Origin of the sequence: Roseovarius sp. MBR-78 (genome assembly GCF_040547535.1) — a bacterium.
Classification (GTDB): Bacteria; Pseudomonadota; Alphaproteobacteria; order Rhodobacterales; family Rhodobacteraceae; genus Roseovarius.
Genome location: NZ_JBEPPX010000008.1, coordinates 20,075 through 36,483, shown reverse-complemented (window position 1 = coordinate 36,483; position 16,409 = coordinate 20,075). Strand labels below are relative to the sequence as shown.

At 65.9% G+C, this 16,409-nt stretch carries 17 protein-coding genes; 13 read left to right on the top strand and 4 right to left on the bottom strand.

Annotation, left to right across the window (positions count from 1 at the left end; all coding sequences use genetic code 11):
* Positions 1 to 91: 91 nt before the first annotated feature.
* The gene (locus tag ABIE58_RS08255) at positions 92 to 2,038 is read left to right on the top strand and encodes a hypothetical protein (RefSeq protein ID WP_354544232.1); all 1,947 of its coding nucleotides are present in this window, start codon (positions 92 to 94) and stop codon (positions 2,036 to 2,038) included.
* A gap of 266 nt (positions 2,039 to 2,304) precedes the next feature.
* Here the strand turns inward: ABIE58_RS08255 and ispH are convergent, their stop codons facing one another.
* The gene (gene ispH, locus ABIE58_RS08250) at positions 2,305 to 3,255 is read right to left on the bottom strand and encodes a 4-hydroxy-3-methylbut-2-enyl diphosphate reductase (RefSeq protein ID WP_354544231.1); all 951 of its coding nucleotides are present in this window, start codon (positions 3,253 to 3,255) and stop codon (positions 2,305 to 2,307) included.
* A gap of 185 nt (positions 3,256 to 3,440) precedes the next feature.
* On the opposite strand from ispH, the gene ABIE58_RS08245 reads away from it, so the two are divergent.
* Positions 3,441 to 3,827 (top strand): c-type cytochrome, encoded by a 387-nt coding sequence (locus tag ABIE58_RS08245; RefSeq protein ID WP_354544376.1) that lies wholly within the window; start codon positions 3,441 to 3,443, stop codon positions 3,825 to 3,827.
* Here the strand turns inward: ABIE58_RS08245 and ABIE58_RS08240 are convergent.
* Together ABIE58_RS08240 and ABIE58_RS08235 are read right to left on the bottom strand one after the other, a co-directional pair.
* Positions 3,824 to 4,270: a YqaA family protein gene (locus ABIE58_RS08240; protein WP_354544230.1), complete on the bottom strand. Its 447-nt coding sequence runs from the start codon at positions 4,268 to 4,270 to the stop codon at positions 3,824 to 3,826. The two genes, ABIE58_RS08245 and ABIE58_RS08240, sit on opposite strands and share 4 nt — an antisense overlap.
* 18 nt (positions 4,271 to 4,288) lie before the next feature.
* Positions 4,289 to 4,870: a LabA-like NYN domain-containing protein gene (locus tag ABIE58_RS08235; protein ID WP_354544229.1), complete on the bottom strand. Its 582-nt coding sequence runs from the start codon at positions 4,868 to 4,870 to the stop codon at positions 4,289 to 4,291.
* A 141-nt stretch (positions 4,871 to 5,011) separates the two neighbouring features.
* Here ABIE58_RS08235 and folK point away from each other — a divergent pair, with 141 nt between their 5' ends.
* The 10 genes from folK to rnc all read left to right on the top strand — a co-directional run bounded on the left by folK (position 5,012) and on the right by rnc (position 14,826).
* Positions 5,012 to 5,608, top strand: a complete 597-nt coding sequence (folK, locus tag ABIE58_RS08230) for a 2-amino-4-hydroxy-6-hydroxymethyldihydropteridine diphosphokinase (RefSeq protein ID WP_502950077.1) — start codon at positions 5,012 to 5,014, stop codon at positions 5,606 to 5,608.
* A 65-nt stretch (positions 5,609 to 5,673) separates the two neighbouring features.
* Complete coding sequence (rpoZ, locus tag ABIE58_RS08225) at positions 5,674 to 6,027, top strand: DNA-directed RNA polymerase subunit omega (RefSeq protein WP_354544228.1); 354 nt, start codon at positions 5,674 to 5,676, stop codon at positions 6,025 to 6,027.
* 36 nt (positions 6,028 to 6,063) lie between these two features.
* On the top strand, positions 6,064 to 8,202 hold the full coding sequence (locus ABIE58_RS08220) for a RelA/SpoT family protein (protein WP_354544227.1): 2,139 nt from the start codon (positions 6,064 to 6,066) through the stop codon (positions 8,200 to 8,202).
* Positions 8,203 to 8,204: 2 nt separating this feature from the next.
* Positions 8,205 to 8,882 (top strand): DUF2062 domain-containing protein, encoded by a 678-nt coding sequence (locus ABIE58_RS08215; protein ID WP_354544226.1) that lies wholly within the window; start codon positions 8,205 to 8,207, stop codon positions 8,880 to 8,882.
* A gap of 35 nt (positions 8,883 to 8,917) precedes the next feature.
* Positions 8,918 to 9,667 carry a pyridoxine 5'-phosphate synthase gene (locus ABIE58_RS08210; RefSeq protein ID WP_354544225.1) on the top strand — a complete coding sequence of 250 codons (750 nt, stop codon included), beginning with the start codon at positions 8,918 to 8,920 and terminating at the stop codon, positions 9,665 to 9,667.
* Positions 9,667 to 10,245 (top strand): hypothetical protein, encoded by a 579-nt coding sequence (locus ABIE58_RS08205; RefSeq protein ID WP_354544224.1) that lies wholly within the window; start codon positions 9,667 to 9,669, stop codon positions 10,243 to 10,245. The genes ABIE58_RS08210 and ABIE58_RS08205 overlap by 1 nt, the downstream gene beginning before the upstream one ends.
* On the top strand, positions 10,242 to 10,649 hold the full coding sequence (gene acpS, locus ABIE58_RS08200; RefSeq protein WP_354544223.1) for a holo-ACP synthase: 408 nt from the start codon (positions 10,242 to 10,244) through the stop codon (positions 10,647 to 10,649). Before ABIE58_RS08205 ends, acpS begins: the two co-directional genes overlap by 4 nt.
* Positions 10,650 to 10,702: 53 nt before the next feature.
* The gene (locus tag ABIE58_RS08195; protein ID WP_354544222.1) at positions 10,703 to 13,255 is read left to right on the top strand and encodes a cation:proton antiporter; all 2,553 of its coding nucleotides are present in this window, start codon (positions 10,703 to 10,705) and stop codon (positions 13,253 to 13,255) included.
* 57 nt (positions 13,256 to 13,312) lie between these two features.
* Entirely contained in the window at positions 13,313 to 14,143 is an 831-nt protein-coding gene (gene lepB / locus ABIE58_RS08190; RefSeq protein WP_354544221.1) for a signal peptidase I, read from the top strand.
* Complete coding sequence (rnc, locus tag ABIE58_RS08185; RefSeq protein WP_354544220.1) at positions 14,140 to 14,826, top strand: ribonuclease III; 687 nt, start codon at positions 14,140 to 14,142, stop codon at positions 14,824 to 14,826. The genes lepB and rnc overlap by 4 nt, the downstream gene beginning before the upstream one ends.
* A gap of 39 nt (positions 14,827 to 14,865) precedes the next feature.
* On the opposite strand, the gene ABIE58_RS08180 is transcribed toward rnc, so the two are convergent.
* Entirely contained in the window at positions 14,866 to 15,420 is a 555-nt protein-coding gene (locus ABIE58_RS08180) for a thermonuclease family protein (protein WP_354544219.1), read from the bottom strand.
* 83 nt (positions 15,421 to 15,503) lie between these two features.
* Here ABIE58_RS08180 and era point away from each other — a divergent pair, with 83 nt between their 5' ends.
* Positions 15,504 to 16,409: a GTPase Era gene (gene era / locus ABIE58_RS08175; protein ID WP_354544218.1), complete on the top strand. Its 906-nt coding sequence runs from the start codon at positions 15,504 to 15,506 to the stop codon at positions 16,407 to 16,409.

Sequence of the window (16,409 nt, the reverse complement as noted above, 5' to 3'; positions counted from 1 at the left end):
TGATACAGTAAAGATCGAAGAATCGGGCCGCTTTGGTCGCGGAGGTCATGGTAAACACTGTCTTTGCAGGCAAGCAAAGTGAGCATTTGAAATGGTAGGTTCCAGTAAGATCCTGACGGTCTCCTACGGCACGTTTTCGTGCACGTTGGAGGGGTTCGACGAGTCATTCGAGACGATGAAGGCGATTGCCGAGTATTTTCGCGATCTCGCCGCCGATGACCGCTATTTCGGGGCCGAACCGCCTACGCCCGATGCCGACATGCTGGCGCGCATCGCCGAGCGCGAGATCGCGCGCCGGGTCGAGGCGCATGAACACGAGGGCCGGATCGTGCTTCGCGCGCAGGACAATGCAGCCGCGGGCAAGGCGCTTGCCGCGGCGTTAAGCCCAACCGTAGCACCCGAGCCTGCGCCAGAGGCCGCCCCTGCGCCTGCGCCAGAGGCCGCCCCCGCGCCGGAACAAGCGCCCGAAGCCAAGCCAGACTCTGTCGCCGAGACTTTCGCCACAACCGCGCCTGCCGCTGAGGCCGAGACCGAGACCGAACAGGCCGCCCTGCTTGACGCGCCAACGCCCGAGGGGCTGGAGACCGAAGACGAGGTAGAGGGTATTGATGTTCACGACGCTGCCGCAGAGGACGCTGCGCCCGAGGATATGCACGAGGCTGAGGACACCCGCGCGCCCGACTCCGAAACGGACAATCTCGCCGCGAGGCTCGATCTGATCCGTTCGGTGGTCGGCGCATCCGACAGCTATGACGAAGACGAGCACGCGCAGGATTTCACCGATGCCACCGCGTCGGATGAGATGACCTGGGACGATGCGGAGCAGAGCGAGGATGACGCGCAGGCCCTGACCGCGCAGGATGAGCCCGCCGAAATGGCGGATATGGAAGCGGCAGAAGCGGACGAGGATGGCGGGGACAGCGCCCCCGATCCCGCCGGGGACAGGCTCTTTGAGGATACGCTCGCCGCCCTTCTCGCGGATGCCGCACCCGAGGGCACGCGGCCCCAGGACATGGCGCAATCGGACGCGCCCGCCACCGAGGAAGCCACCGCCGCCCCCCCGGAACAAGCCACCGAGCCGCGCGGCGCGCGCGTCCTCAAGGTAAGCCGCGCCGATGTCGAGACCGCACGCGAGAGCGGGCTTTTGGCGGGCATGGATGAGGACGGCGAGGATACGGTCAATATTTTCAACGACGAGGATGGCGCGCTCAGCCCCGAGGACGAGGCCGAGTTGCAACGCGAGCTTGCCAGCCTCGACGCGGAACTGGGCGAGGATATCATTGCGGATGCCGAGGACGAGCGCGCTGCCCAGGACGAGGACACAGCCGAGGCCCCGCCTCCCGCGCCCCAGAGCCGCGCACCGGAGCAACCGGCCAGTGCCGACAAGAAAACCGAGGTATCGCGCATCTTTGACGAGGCCGACAGCCAGATGGCCGATCCCGGCTCGGTGCGGCGGCGCAACACGATCCAGCATCTGCGCGCGGCGCTGGCCGCGACCCGCGCCGAAAAGGCCGCAGGCGCAACCCTCGCGAAAAAGGTGGATGCCTTGCCCTATCGTGGCGACCTTGATGCCGCCGTGCGCCCGCGGCGGGCGATGCCCGCCCCCGATGCCCCGCGCAGCCGCCGCCCCGAAGAGCCGCGCCCAGCGCCGCTTAAGCTGGTGGCCGAACAACGCGTGGACATGCCGCAACGGACGGTGCGCCCGCGCCGCGTGGCCAGACCAAAGGCCGAGGTGGCCGAGGCGCAGGACAAGGATTTCTCGGTCTTTGCCGAGGAATTGGGCGCAACCGCCCTGCCCGACCTGCTCGAGGCCGCCGCCGCCTATCTTACCGATGTCGAGGGCCGCAACCAGTTCTCGCGGCCGATGCTCATGGGCAAGCTGCGCGAGATCGACGAGGACGGATTTTCACGCGAGGAGGGCCTGCGCTCCTTTGGCCAGCTCTTGCGCGAGGGCAAGCTGCAAAAGCTCTCGGGCGGGCGGTTCACGGTAACGGACGAGACCGAATTCCGCACCGCCGCCCAACGGCGCGCAGGTTGACCACCGCCGGATCGGCGCAGCAAAAGGGCCGGGGATCACCCCCCCCGGCCCTTGCGCGTTGGGAGCCTGGCCCACATGACCGTCTTGCCTCCCTCAGGGCGCGGTCGCTCTATGTCACGCCAACGCCTGAATATCTGCGCCCGGATGGCATGGATAACAGGGACCGCCCCGACCGTCAGAATCAGGTGGCGTGTTCCACGCCGGTCGATGCGACCCAACGCATGAGGGATCATCGGCGATGCCGTCCAAAGCGGGACATCCCCGCCTCATACCCTCTCCCGCAACACCCGCGGCACCTTGAACTCGACGTTCTCCTGCGCGGTCTCGACCACCTCTACCGTCACGTCATAGCGCGCGCGGAAGGCGTCGATGACCTCCTCCACCAGCACCTCGGGGGCAGACGCACCGGCGGTGATGCCGATGGCGGTGATGCCGTCGAGCGCGCGCCAGTCGATATCGGTCGCGCGCTGCACAAGCTGCGCGTAAGAGCAGCCCGCGCGCGCGCCGACCTCGACGAGGCGGCGGGAATTCGACGAATTGGGCGCGCCGACGACCAGCATCGCCTCGGCCTTCGCCGCCATTGCCTTGACCGCCGCTTGCCGGTTGGTGGTGGCGTAGCAGATGTCTTCCTTGTGCGGGCCGATGATGGCGGGAAAGCGCGCGGTGAGCGCGGCGACCACCTCGGCGGTGTCATCGACCGAGAGCGTGGTCTGGGTGACAAAGGCAAGGCGCGCGGGGTCGCGCACGGCGAGTTGCGCCACATCGGCGGGCGTCTCGACCAGGAGCACCTCGCCCGGCGGCAATTGCCCCATCGTGCCCACCGTCTCGGGGTGGCCCGCGTGGCCGATCATCACGATCTGCAATCCGTTCTCATGATGGCGCTCGGCCTCGATATGGACCTTGGAGACCAGCGGGCAGGTGGCATCGACATAAAGCATCTGCCGCGCGGCGGCCTCGGCGGGAACGGATTTTGGCACGCCATGGGCGGAGAAGATCACCGGGCGGTCGGGGGGGCAGTCGTCGAGTTCCTCGACGAACACGGCCCCCTTGGCGCGCAGATCATCGACGACGTATTTGTTATGCACGATCTCGTGGCGCACATAGACTGGCGCGCCCCATTTCGCGAGCGCCATTTCCACGATCTTGATGGCACGGTCGACACCAGCGCAAAACCCGCGCGGCGCGGCGAGCCAGAGGGTGAGGGGGGGCTTGGGCATGTCTCTCTCCTGCATGGGCCAGAGGTAGGCCAGCGCGCGCGCGGCGTAAAGAGAAGAGCCGCAAGGGTGCGACAATCGCGGCGCTTGACCTTCCGGTGCGGGAAGGTGGGAGAACCGCGAAAAAGATGGAGGCAGAGATGCGCAACATGATGGCGGCGGCCCTCGTGATATCGGCAGGGGCCGCGATGGCGGGCGAGGCGCGCGCGCCTTGGCGGGACGCGGATACGGTGGCGTTGGGGGCGATGGTCTATGGCGCGGAATGCGCCACCTGTCATGGGGCCAATCTCGAAGGGCAGCCAGAGTGGAAAACCCGCGATGCCGAGGGCTATCTGCCCGCGCCGCCGCATGACGAGACGGGCCATACCTGGCACCACCCCGACAGTATGCTGCTCGATATCGTGCGGCGCGGCACGGCGGCGGTGGTGGGGCAGGGCTATCGTAGCCGGATGCCGGGATATGCCGGCAAGCTGACCGAGGCCGAGATGCGCGCGGTTCTGGCCTATATCAAATCGACCTGGCCGCCGCGCGCAATCGAGATCCACAACGAGATCAACCGCAAGGCCGGCGGTTAACCGCCCGCCTGCGCCGTGAGCCACGCGAGCACGATATAGCGGCCCGTCTTGGCGATGGTGACGAGCGCGACGAAGAGCCAGACCGGCGTGCGCATCATGCCCGCGATCACGGTAAACCCATCGCCAAGGGGGGCCCAGCTCAGCAACAGCGTCCAGACACCCCAGCGAGCATACCAGCGCTGCGCGCGTGCCAGTTGCGTGGCGTTGACGGGGAACCAGCGGCGATGGCGAAACCGCTCGATGCCGCGCCCCAGGATGTAATTGACCACCGCGCCCAGCGTGTTGCCGATGCTCGCCACGATGACCAGCGCCAACACCGAGGCGCTGCCCGCCACCTGAAGCGCGACGAACACCACCTCGGACTGAAACGGCAGGATCGTCGCCGCGCCAAAGGCGGCGGCGAAGAGCCCGGCAAGCTGCGCGAGGGTCGCGGCGTCGGCCATGCCGCGCGCCGGTCTGCGTCAGTCTTGCGCGGCGGCGTAGGCGGCCTCGCGCTCGCCATGGTCGCGCGGCTCACGCGGGGGACGGCCGATCACCTCCTTGAGGTCGTCAAGCTCGATGAAATTGTCGGCCTGACGGCGCAGGTCGTCCGAGATCATCGGCGGCTGGCTGCGGATGGTCGAGACCACCGAGACGCGCACACCCTGGCGTTGCAGGCTTTCGACCAGCGGCCGGAAATCGCCATCGCCCGAGAACAGCACGATATGATCGACACGCGGCGCAAGCTCCATCGCGTCCACCGCAAGCTCGATATCCATGTTGCCCTTGACCTTGCGGCGGCCCTGGCTGTCGGTGTATTCCTTGGCCGGTTTCGTCACCATCGAATAGCCGTTGTAATGCAGCCAGTCGACGAGGGGGCGAATGGGCGAATACTCGTCATTGTCGAGCAGCGCGGTGTAGTAGAAGGCGCGCAGCAACTTGCCACGGCGCATGAATTCGCTGCGCAGAAGCTTGTAGTCGATGTCGAAGCCAAGCGCCTTGCCGGCGGCATAGAGGTTCGAGCCGTCGATGAACAAGGCCAGACGGTCATCCTTGTAAAACATCTTTGAATGTCCTTTCAAATCGGTCCGGCGCGCCTGTGAGTGGTGGCTGTGTGAGTGGTGCGACGCGCCGAATACAATGGTCGAGGTAATGGGTGGTCGGGAAGGCTGCAAGACAGTTATATGTCACAAAAGGATAGTTTGGTGGTGACGTTGGATCAATTATGCTTGATTGCGCTGGGCGCAAACCTGCCGTTGCGCGGGCAGGCGTCGGAGGGCGGTCCTGGGGCGACGCTTGATGCTGCGCTGCGGCGTCTTGAGGCGGTGGCGGGGGCGGCGGTTTCGGTAAGCGATTTTTATCGCACGCCCGCCTTTCCGCCGGGCGCTGGCCCCGATTTCGCCAACGCCGCCGCCGCGTTTCGCGGGACTGAGGCCCCCGAGGTTCTGCTTGCGCAGTTGCACGCCATCGAGGCGGAATTCGGACGCCGCCGCGAGACACGCTGGGGTGCGCGCACGCTCGATCTTGATCTGGTCGCGGTGGGGGAGCGGGTGCTGCCGGATACTGCTGCGCATGCGCAATGGCGCGCGCTCGGCCCGCGCGAGGCGCAGGGGCGGACGCCCGACCGGCTCATCCTGCCGCATCCGCGGATGCAGGAGCGCGCCTTCGTGCTGGTGCCGCTGGCCGATGTTGCCCCGGACTGGCGACACCCGATCTTGGGGCGCACGGTGCGCGAGATGCTGGCAGCGCTGCCGGATGCCGCGCGCGCCGAGGTGGTCCGCCTGCCCAATCGGCGCTTGTAAATCCCTGCCTGAGGCCTTAGTTGAGGGGCTTCTGATCGAAAATCCCGAGAGATACCGGAGGTCGCATGGCCCGCGTTACCACAGAAGACTGCGTCGACAAGGTTCCAAACCGTTTTGAGCTTGTGATGCTTGCCGCACACCGGGCGCGCGAGATCGCCGCCGGCGCGCCGCTTACGGTGGATCGCGACAATGACAAGAATCCGGTCGTGTCGCTGCGCGAGATCGCCGACGAGACCCAATCGGCCAGTGACCTGCGCGAACGGCTCATCGAATCGCACCAGACCCAGATCGAGGTGGACGAGCCCGAAGAGGACACGATGGCGCTCATGATGGGGGCCGAGGCCGATCAGCCGGAACCTGATGACATGTCCGAGGAAAAGCTGTTGCGCGCCCTCATGGAAGCGCAGGGCGAGGGCTGACGCCCGCCGCTGTCAAGGACCGGGGCACACCGTCAGATGATCGCCGTTGATGACCTGATTACCCTGGTGCGTCATTACAATCCGAAGACGGACGAGGCGCTTATCCGCGCGGCCTATGATTTTGGGCGAGAGATGCACGAGGGCCAGAACAGGCACTCGGGCGAGCCCTATTTCACCCACCCGGTTGCGGTGGCGGCCATCCTCACCGAGCAGCGGCTTGACGATGCCACCATCGTCACCGCGCTGTTGCACGACACGGTCGAGGATACCAAGGCCTCCTACCGGACGGTGGAAGAGCGATTCGGCACCCAGGTCGCTGAATTGGTCGATGGGGTGACAAAGCTCACCAACCTGCAACTGTCGAGTTCCGAGACCAAGCAGGCCGAGAATTTCCGCAAGCTCTTCATGGCGATGTCGCGCGATCTGCGGGTGATTCTCGTGAAACTCGCCGACCGGCTCCACAACATGCGCACGATCAAGGCGATGCGCCCCGACAAGCAGGCGCAAAAGGCGCGCGAGACGATGGATATCTATGCGCCGCTTGCGGGTCGCATGGGGATGCAATGGATGCGCGAGGAGCTGGAGGATCTGGCGTTTCGCGTGCTCAACCCCGAGGCGCGCGCCTCGATCATCCGCCGCTTCATCACCTTGCAGCGCGAGACCGGCGATGTGGTCGAGCGCATCACCGGCGACATGCGCGCGGAGCTTGACCGCGCTGGGATCGAGGCCGAGGTTTTCGGCCGCGCCAAGAAGCCCTATTCGATCTGGCGCAAGATGCAGGAAAAGCAGATGGGCTTTTCGCGCCTGTCGGATATCTACGGCTTTCGCATCATCACCCGGTCCGAGGCCGATTGCTACGCGGTTCTTGGCGTGATCCACCAACGCTGGCGCGCGGTGCCGGGGCGGTTCAAGGATTATATCAGCCAGCCCAAATCCAACGGCTACCGCTCGATCCACACCACCGTGTCGGGGCGCGACGGCAAGCGCGTCGAGGTGCAGATCCGCACGCAGGCCATGCATGACGTGGCCGAAACGGGCGTCGCGGCGCACTGGTCCTATCGCGACGGGGTGCGCAGCGAGAATCCCTTTGCCGTCGATCCCGCGCGCTGGATTTCCTCGATGAACGAGCAATTTGACGCCGAGGAGGATCACGAGGATTTCCTCGAGGCGGTCAAGCTCGAGATGTATGCCGACAAGGTATTCTGCTTCACCCCCAAGGGCGATGTCATCAAGCTGCCGCGCGGGGCGACGCCGATTGATTTCGCCTATGCGATCCACACGCGGATTGGCCATGCCTGCGTCGGGGCCAAGGTGGACGGGATGCGCGTGCCGCTCTGGACGCGGGTCAAGAACGGGCAATCGGTCGAGATCATCACCGCGGGCGGGCAGATGCCGCAATCGGCATGGCTCGACGTTGCCACCACCGGCAAGGCGCGCGCGGCTATTCGTCGCGCCTTGCGCGAGATGGACCGCGACCGCTATGTCAAGCTGGGCCGCGAACTGGTGCGCTCGGCCTTCGAGCATGTCGGCAAGCGCGCCACCGACAAGGCGCTGGAGGCGGCGGCGCGCACGCTGCGCCTGCGCGATGCCGACGAGGTGCGCGCGCGGCTTGGCAGCGCAGAGCTGACCGCGAACGAGGTGCTGCGCGCGGTCTATCCCGATCTTGTCCCGGCGGGCGAGGCCGAGGTGGCGCGCGAGCGGGCGGTGATCGGGCTCGGCGCCGACCAGGGAAGCAACCGCGCGCGCTGTTGTCAGCCGCTGCCGGGCGAGCGCATCGTCGGCATCACCCATCGCGGGCAGGGCGTGGTGATCCACGCCATCGACTGCGAAACGCTGTCGCGCTATGACAGCCAGCCCGAGCGCTGGCTCGACCTGCATTGGCAACCCGGCAAGCACCCGGCGGCCTATGCCGTCACGCTCGATCTGACCATCGGCAACGATGCGGGCGTGCTGGGGCGAATTTGCACCTTGATCGGCGAGCAGAAGGCCAATATCTCGGATTTGACATTCCTGGACCGGAAACCGGATTTTTACCGGTTATTGGTTGATGTCGAGTTGCGCGATGCCGAGCACCTGCACAGCGTCCTGTCGGCCCTTGATGCCGAAGCGGACGTTGCCGCTGTGGAGCGCTATCGCGATCCGTCCCGCTCGGGGGACAAGCGCGAGGAGCCATAGGCGTGATTTTCAGACGCCGAGACCGTAGGCCGTGGTGGCGCATCGTGGCGGAATTCCTGTGGCCGCGTGGCGGATGGGGCCGGGCGTTCATCTATGTAAAACACCGCCTGCACCGTCTGCCCGACCCGCCCGAACGCATCGCGCGCGGCATTTTCGCGGGCGTTTTCACCACCTTCACGCCATTCTACGGGGTGCATTTCGTAGTGGCAGGCACGATTGCGTGGGTTTTGCGGGGCAATATCCCGGCGGCGCTTCTGGGCACGTTCTTTGGTAATCCCCTGACCTATCTGCCCATCGGCGTCGTCTCGCTTCAGACGGGCCACGCCATTCTCGGGCGGGGCAGGCTGCACGAGGACGAGATCAGCCGATCCCTCGGGGGCAAGTTTCTCGACGCGGGCGGCGATCTCAAGAACAACGTCCTGGCGATTTTCACCGACCGGCAGGCGGATTGGCACGGGCTTGGCATCTTCTATGACGAGGTGTTCCTGCCCTACCTGATTGGCGGAATCGTTCCGGGGATCGTGGCGGGGCTTGCCGCCTATTACCTCAGCCTGCCGGTCATCACCGCCTATCAGAAGCGCCGCCGCGGCGCGCTCAAGGCCAAATGGGACGCGATCAAGGAAAAGAAGGCGCGCGAAAAGCTGGCGCGCGAGGCTGACGGCGACGGCAAAGCGGACTAGGTTGTCGCGCATATCGCGAGGGAAAGGACGGCAGCATGTCGGCAGAGGGTAAATTGCGCCTTGGTGTGAATATCGACCACGTGGCAACGGTGCGCAACGCGCGCGGGGGGGCCTACCCTGATCCCTTGCGCGCGGCCAAACTTGCCGAGGAGGCGGGGGCCGATGGCATCACAGCGCATCTGCGCGAGGACCGGCGCCATATCTCGGATGCCGATATCGACGGGCTGGCAGCGGGGCTTTCGGTGCCGCTCAATTTCGAGATGGCGGCGACCGAGGAGATGCAGCGCATCGCGCTGCGCCACAAGCCGCACGCCGTCTGCCTTGTGCCCGAGAAACGCGAGGAACGCACCACCGAGGGCGGGCTTGAGGTCGCGCGCGAGGAAAACCGGCTGGCGCATTACATCGCGCCGCTGCGTGAGGCGGGCTGCCGGGTGTCGATCTTCATCGCCGCCGACCGCCGCCAGATCGAGGCCGCGCACCGCATCGGCGCGCAGGTGATCGAATTGCATACCGGGGCCTTTTGCGACGCCCATGCCGAAGGGCGGCTTGAGGACCGTAACCGTGAGTTGGAGGCGTTGCGCGAGATGGCGACATATGCCCATTCGCTCGGGCTTGAGGTCCATGCAGGCCACGGCCTGACCTATGACACGGTGCAGCCTGTCGCGGCCTTCCCAGAGGTGGCAGAGCTCAATATCGGGCATTTCATCATCGGCGAGGCGATCTTTCGCGGGCTGGGGCCTGCGATCGCGGAAATGCGCCGCCTGATGGACGAGGCGCGGGGGTGATGTGGCTCATCAGGATCGTTCGTCGCTCCGCCATGTCGCTCGCCGTGATTGCCCTCATCGCCTCGATTGCCTTGAACCTGTCGATGCTGATGGTGTCGGGTGTTCACGCTGCGGCGTCGGCGGCGCTGTCGGGGATCGGGGTCACGACCGTCGCGGCGCGCGAGGCGGGCGCGCGTCTTGCGCGGCGCAATGCGACGCAAAAGATTGGTCAAAAGACGGCCCGCCGGGTCGCAACGCGCGCGCAACGCGGTGCCGTGCGCAGTATCTCCTCGGTCGGGGCCGAGGCGATTCCGGTCCTTGGGGTCGCGGTGCTCGCCGGGGCGCTTGCGCTCGAGGTCCAGGATGCCTGCGCCACCGCCGCCGACATGGCGGGGCTGGAGGCGGCGCTTTTGTCCGAAGATGATCCCGATACGGCGCGACAGAAAGCCGTTGATGCCTTCGATTGCGCAGAAATGATCCGTGAGGAATTGCCCGACCTGCCCGATTTGTCGGAAAGCTACGCATCCGGGCTGGATTGGATCATGGGAGTGGCCTGCGGGGGGCTGCCCTGCGACGAGAGCAAGGTGGCACCGGAATGATCCTCGGCATCGGCACCGATCTGGCCAATATCGAGCGGATCGCGGGCACGCTGGAGCGGTTCGGGGACCGCTTTCGCAACCGCGTCTTTACCGAGGTGGAGCAGCAAAAGGCCGAACGGCGCGCCGATACCGTGGGCACCTATGCCAAACGCTGGGCCGCCAAGGAGGCGTGCTCCAAGGCGCTGGGCACCGGGCTGCGCATGGGCATCGCCTGGAAGGACATGGCGGTGTCGAACCTGCCCACTGGTCAGCCCGTCATGGAGGTTACCGGCTGGGCCGCCGAGCGGCTGGCCGCGATGACGCCTGCGGGCCATGAGGCGATCATCCATGTCACGCTCACCGACGATCATCCCTGGGCACAGGCCTTTGTGGTGATCGAGGCGCGACGGCTCGACGCGGGGTGACGGTGCCGCCTTGGTGATTCCCCTCGGGGTGGGTTTCGCGCTATCTGTGGGCGATGGATATCGTCGTTCTCACCACAATCATTGCCACGCTGTTTCTGGTGCTGGGGCTGGCCGAGCCGCTGGCCGCGCGGCTACGCCTGCCCTACAGCGTGATCCTTGCCGGGTTGGGTATCCTCATCGGCGTGGCGGCAAGCTTTTTCCTGCGCACCGATCTGACCGATGCGCTCAACCCGGTGGCCGAGGCGATCCTCGGCCTGCCGATCCGCTCCAACGTGTTTTTGTATGTGTTCCTGCCGACGCTGCTGTTTCAGGTGACACTGGGGATCAACCTGCGGCGGATGCTTGATGACTGGGTGCCGATCCTCGTGCTCGCGGTGGTCGCGGTGGTGGTGGCGACGCTCTCGGTGGGTTATGCGCTGGCCTGGGCAAGCGCCCTGCCGCTGGCGGCCTGCCTGCTGATCGGGGCCATCGTCTCGACAACCGATCCCTCGGCGGTGGTGTCGATCTTTCGCTCGCTTTCGGCACCACGGCGGCTCACGCGGATCATCGAGGGCGAGAGCTTGCTTAACGACGCCGCCGCGATCGCGCTTTTCGGCCTGTTCATGGGCTTCGTGATGCTGGGAACGCCCGATCCAAGCCCCGGCGACGCGCTGGCGCGCTTTCCGATGCTGATGGCGGGGGGCGCGCTCACCGGCTGGCTGGCGGCGCGCGCGGCGCTGTGGCTGATGGCGCTCTTTGCCGCCTGGGAGCGCGCGCAGATCTCGATCTCGGTGGCGCTGCCCTATCTTGGCTATATCCTGGCCGAGCAAAGCATCGGTGCCTCGGGCGTGATCGCGGTGGTCAGTGCGGGCATCACCCTCAACCTTGGCGCGCCGGGGCGGCTGCGCCCCGAGGCATGGGCCAACATGCGCGAGGTCTGGGATCTTCTGGCGCATTGGGCGGGGGCGCTCATCTTTATCCTTGCCGCGCTGTTGATCCCGCGCCTCTTGCAAGAGGTCCGGGCAGAGGATTTCGCCCTGATCGGCGTGGTGATCCTCGCCGCTACGGGGGCGCGCGCGGTGATCCTGTTCGGGCTCTTGCCGCTGCTGACCGCGCTCAGGCTGTCGCCGACGGTAGAGCGGCCCTACCGCGTGGCAATCCTTTGGGGCGGGCTTCGCGGGGCGGTGACGCTGGCGCTGGCACTGGCGGTGACCGAGAGCTTTCGGGTGCCCGACGGCATTCAGCGCGTGGTCGGCATCCTTGCCACCGGCTATACGCTTTTTACCCTGATCGTGCAGGGCACGACGTTGCGGGCGGTGATCTGCCGTCTCGGGCTGGACCGGCTGTCGCCCATCGACGAGGCGCTGTCGCGGCAGGTGGTTGCTGTCTCGCTGCAAACCGTGCGCGAGGATGTGGCGCGCACCACCGTGAATTACGATCTGGACCACGATATCGTGCGCTCCGAGGCCAAGCTGTTCGGCGAGCGGCTCGACGAGGCGGTGAAACAGGCCGAGGCGGGTGCCAATATCCTCGATCGTGACCGCGTCACCCTCGGGCTGATCGCGCTGGCCGGTCACGAGCGCGACACGATCCTTGCGCGACTGCGCGAACGCACGATCTCGGCGCGCATGGCCGAGCGGGTGACGACCGATGCCGAACGGCTCATCGAGGCATCGCGCACCGGCGGGCGCAACGGATATCAGCGCGCCGCGCGCCGCAGCGTGGCCTATGGCCGCGCCTTTCGCGCCGCCGTCGTGCTCAACAACCGCCTGCGGCTCTCGGCCCCGCTGGCGCATCTGACGGCGGACCGGTTCGAGCATCTGCTGTCGCAGCGCCTGATCCTGCGCGACATGGGCGGCTTCATCGACCGGCGGATAAGGCGGATTCACGGGCGGCGGGTGGCCGATCTGCTGCACGAGTTGCTGGCGCGGCGCATCGAAGGGGTGGAGACCGCGCTTGACGGGCTACGCCTGCAATATCCCGGCTATGCCGAGCGGCTTGAGCGACGGTTCATCCGCCGCACCGCGCTGCGCCTTGAAGAGCGCGAATACGCCACCATGCGCGAGGACGGGCTCATCGGGGCCGAGGTTCACACCACGCTGATGGCCGATATCGCGCGCCGGCGCGCCGCGAACGAGGCGCGCCCCCGGCTTGATATCGCGCCGCAGCGCACCGAGCTTGTCCGGCGGCTGCCGCTGTTCTCCGATCTCGATGAAAGCGGCGTTCGGCGGCTCAGCCGCGCGCTCAGGACGCGCTATGCCAACCCCGGCGAACTCCTGATGCGCAAGGACGCGGCGGCGCGCAGCGTGTTCTTTATCGCCTCGGGTGCGGTCGAGATCGAACGCGCGGGCCAGACATGGCGGCTGGGTCGCGGCGAGATGTTCGGCCAGTTCGCGGTGCTGATGCACAGAACGCGGATTTTCGAGGCGCGCGCCATCGCGCCCTCGACCATCCTGGTGCTTGACGTGGCGCGATTCCGCCGCCTTGTGCGGCGCAGCACCGCGTTGCGCGACGCCGTTCGCGCCAGCGCCGAGAAGCGCGGGATCGACCCCGAGGCGCTGTTCGGGGACGCGACCGATGCCACCCAACCCGCCGAGGCAGCGAGGCAGGCAGCGCCCCCGGCTTGACACCCCGCGCCCCGCGCCGCATGAAGCGGGCGCAACGGGGCAGAGGCAGGGACAGGCATGGCATCCGAGACCCAGAAAGGCAGTTCCATCTGGGAGACGGTCAAGACCGTCTTCTGGGCGCTGGTGATTGCCGGCATTTTCCGCACGCTGTTCTTTCAGCCGTTCTGGATTCCCTCCGGCTCGATGAAGGACACGCTTCTGATCGGCGATTTCCTGTTCGTCAACAAGATGGCCTATGGCTATTCCTACGCCTCCTGCCCGTCGATCCGGCTGGGCGGGCTCAATGTCGATGCAAGCGATATCTGCGGCTGGCTCGATGGGGACAACACGCGCATCCTTGGCAGCACGCCCGAGCGCGGCGATATCATCGTCTTTCGCCACCCCGTCGATGGCACCGATTTCATCAAGCGGCTGATCGGCCTGCCCGGTGACCGGATTCAGATGCGCGGCGGGGTGCTGCAGATCAACGGCGCGGCGGTCGAGATGGTGCCCGCAGGTGATTTCGTCGAGGAATTCGCGCCGCAAGGGCCGATGCGCATCCGCCCGCGTTGTGCCAATGGCGCGGTGGGTCTCGGCGCGGACTGCATCAAGCAACGCTATACCGAGACGCTGCCGGGTGGGCGCAGCCACGCCATCCTCGACATCGGGCCGCAGCGCGCCGACAATACCGGCGTGTTCACGGTGCCGGAGGGGCATTACTTCTTCATGGGTGACAATCGCGACAATTCCACCGATTCGCGCTTTCCCCAGGCCGTGGGAGGCGTTGGTTTCGTGCCGTATGAAAACCTGATCGGCCGCGCGAACCGGGTGATCTTTTCGTCGGCGGGGCGGTCGATGCTGGCCTTCTGGACATGGCGCGGGGATCGGTTCTTCGAGGGGTTGGAGTGAAATTATCGCGTGAGGTAAGGGCTTTTGCGGCGCGGATCGGGCATGAATTTGCCCGGCCCGCGCTCCTGATCGAGGCGCTTACGCATTCGTCGATCTCGTCGCCGGGGCGCGAGGACAATCAGCGGCTGGAATTTCTCGGCGACCGGGTGCTAGGCCTTGCAATGGCCGAGGCGCTGCTCGAGGCCGACACCGCCGCCGCCGAGGGCCAGCTTGCGCCGCGCTTCAACGCGCTGGTGCGCAAGGAAACCTGCGCCGCCGTGGCGCGCGAGGTCGATCTGGGCGATGTGCTTCGGCTGGGGCGTTCGGAAATGCTCTCGGGCGGGCGGCGCAAGGAGGCGCTGCTTGGCGACGCGATGGAGGCGGTGATCGCCGCGGTTTACGTCGATGCGGGCTATGAGGCGGCGCGTGGGGTCGTGCGCAGGCTCTGGGGCGCGCGAATCGCGACCGTCGAGGCGGATTCGCGCGATGCCAAGACCTCGCTTCAGGAATGGGCGCAGGCGCGTGGCCTGGCACCCCCCGCCTATGTCGAGACCGCGCGCACCGGCCCCGACCACGCGCCGGTCTTTACCATCGAGGCGCGGCTGGCGGGCGGAGAGAGCGCCAGCGCCGCCGCCGGATCGAAACGGCAGGCCGAACAGGCGGCGGCGGCGGCGTTGCTGAGCAGGCTTGAGGGTGGGGCGTGAGGCTGCGGGTGCACATATGGTCAATGTGCTGAGTTCTCCTTATCCGTGCCGCTTCTCGTCGTAGCGCCCTTTCTGCTTGGCATCTGCGCGCCACAGCTTTTTTCTTATGCTTGGCGGTTCGAGGTGTCTGTAACGCCCGCCCGAAAACTTTGGCCAATCAATCGCCAAACCCATGCGCACGAGTTCTGCCGCAAGATCGCGCCCGTCCGGTAGGTAACAGATCGCGACAGCGCGGTCGTAGGTGCTTTCGGGTAGCAATTCCGCAGTGATGATCTGACCCTTGCAGAGCGCCATCATCGCGGCCTTTGAGTTCCGACCCCAAGGGTGATTGAGCTCTGGCGCGTCGATACCAGACAGCCGGATGCGAACCTGGTCGATTACAATCGTATCGCCGTCAATGACCCAGCACTTTCCTTTCAATGTGCGCGAGGCCACTTGTTTCTGAGACGACCGAGGCCCCGGATGTGCAGGGGGTCGTTTCACCGTGGTCGTCGAGGAGCGCGCCTCCTTAGCAGGTCGTGACTTGGATCGAGATTTCGGCTTGATCAGGAAAATCAGGGTTGCGATCAGAAGTAAACCGGCAAGAAGTTCCATGTTTGACCTATCCGATGGCGGGAATACGAGATACCTAGCAGATCAGCACGGTACGGGGACACAAGGCAAGGGGTTCCAGAAGAATGACAAACAGATGCGGCTTCATCGCCCTGATCGGAGAGCCCAATGCGGGCAAATCCACGCTCTTGAACCGCATGGTGGGGGCCAAGGTCTCGATCGTCACCCACAAGGTGCAGACCACCCGCGCGCGCATTCGCGGCGTGGCGATGGAGGGCGAGAGCCAGCTTGTTTTCGTGGACACACCCGGCCTGTTTCAGCCGCGCCGGAGGCTCGATCGGGCGATGGTGGCGGCGGCCTGGGGCGGGGCTGCGGATGCCGATATCGTGGTGCTGCTCATCGAGGCGCATCGCGGGATTTCCGAGGGAGTGGAGCGTATCCTCGAAGGGCTGTCAGAGATCGCAAAGGGCCGCAGAATTATCCTTGCGATCAACAAGATAGACCGGGTAGAAGCCCCCGTTTTGCTGGCGCTCACCAAGGAGATGAACGACCGGTTCGCCTTCGAGAAGACCTTTCTCATTTCCGCCGAGAAGGGGCATGGGGTGGACGATCTGCGCGGCTGGCTGGCGGGCGAGGTGCCGGAGGGGCCGCGGCTCTATCCCGAGGATCAGATCGCCGATCTGCCGATGCGCATGATCGCCGCCGAGATGACGCGCGAAAAGCTGACGCTGCGGCTGCATCAGGAATTGCCCTATCAACTCACCGTCGAGAGCGAGAACTGGGAAGAACGCGAGGACGGATCGGCGCGGGTGGATCAGGTGATCTATGTCATGCGCGACGGGCACAAGGGGATCATCCTTGGCCACCGGGGCGAGACGATCAAGGCCGTTTCGCGGGCCGCGCGCGAGGAGTTGGAGGCCTTTCTAGGACGCCGTATCCATCTGTTTTTGCAGGTAAAGGTGCGATCCGGTTGGATGGACGAGTCCGAGCGCTATTCCGAGATGGGGCTTGAGTTCAAGGACGGGAACTGA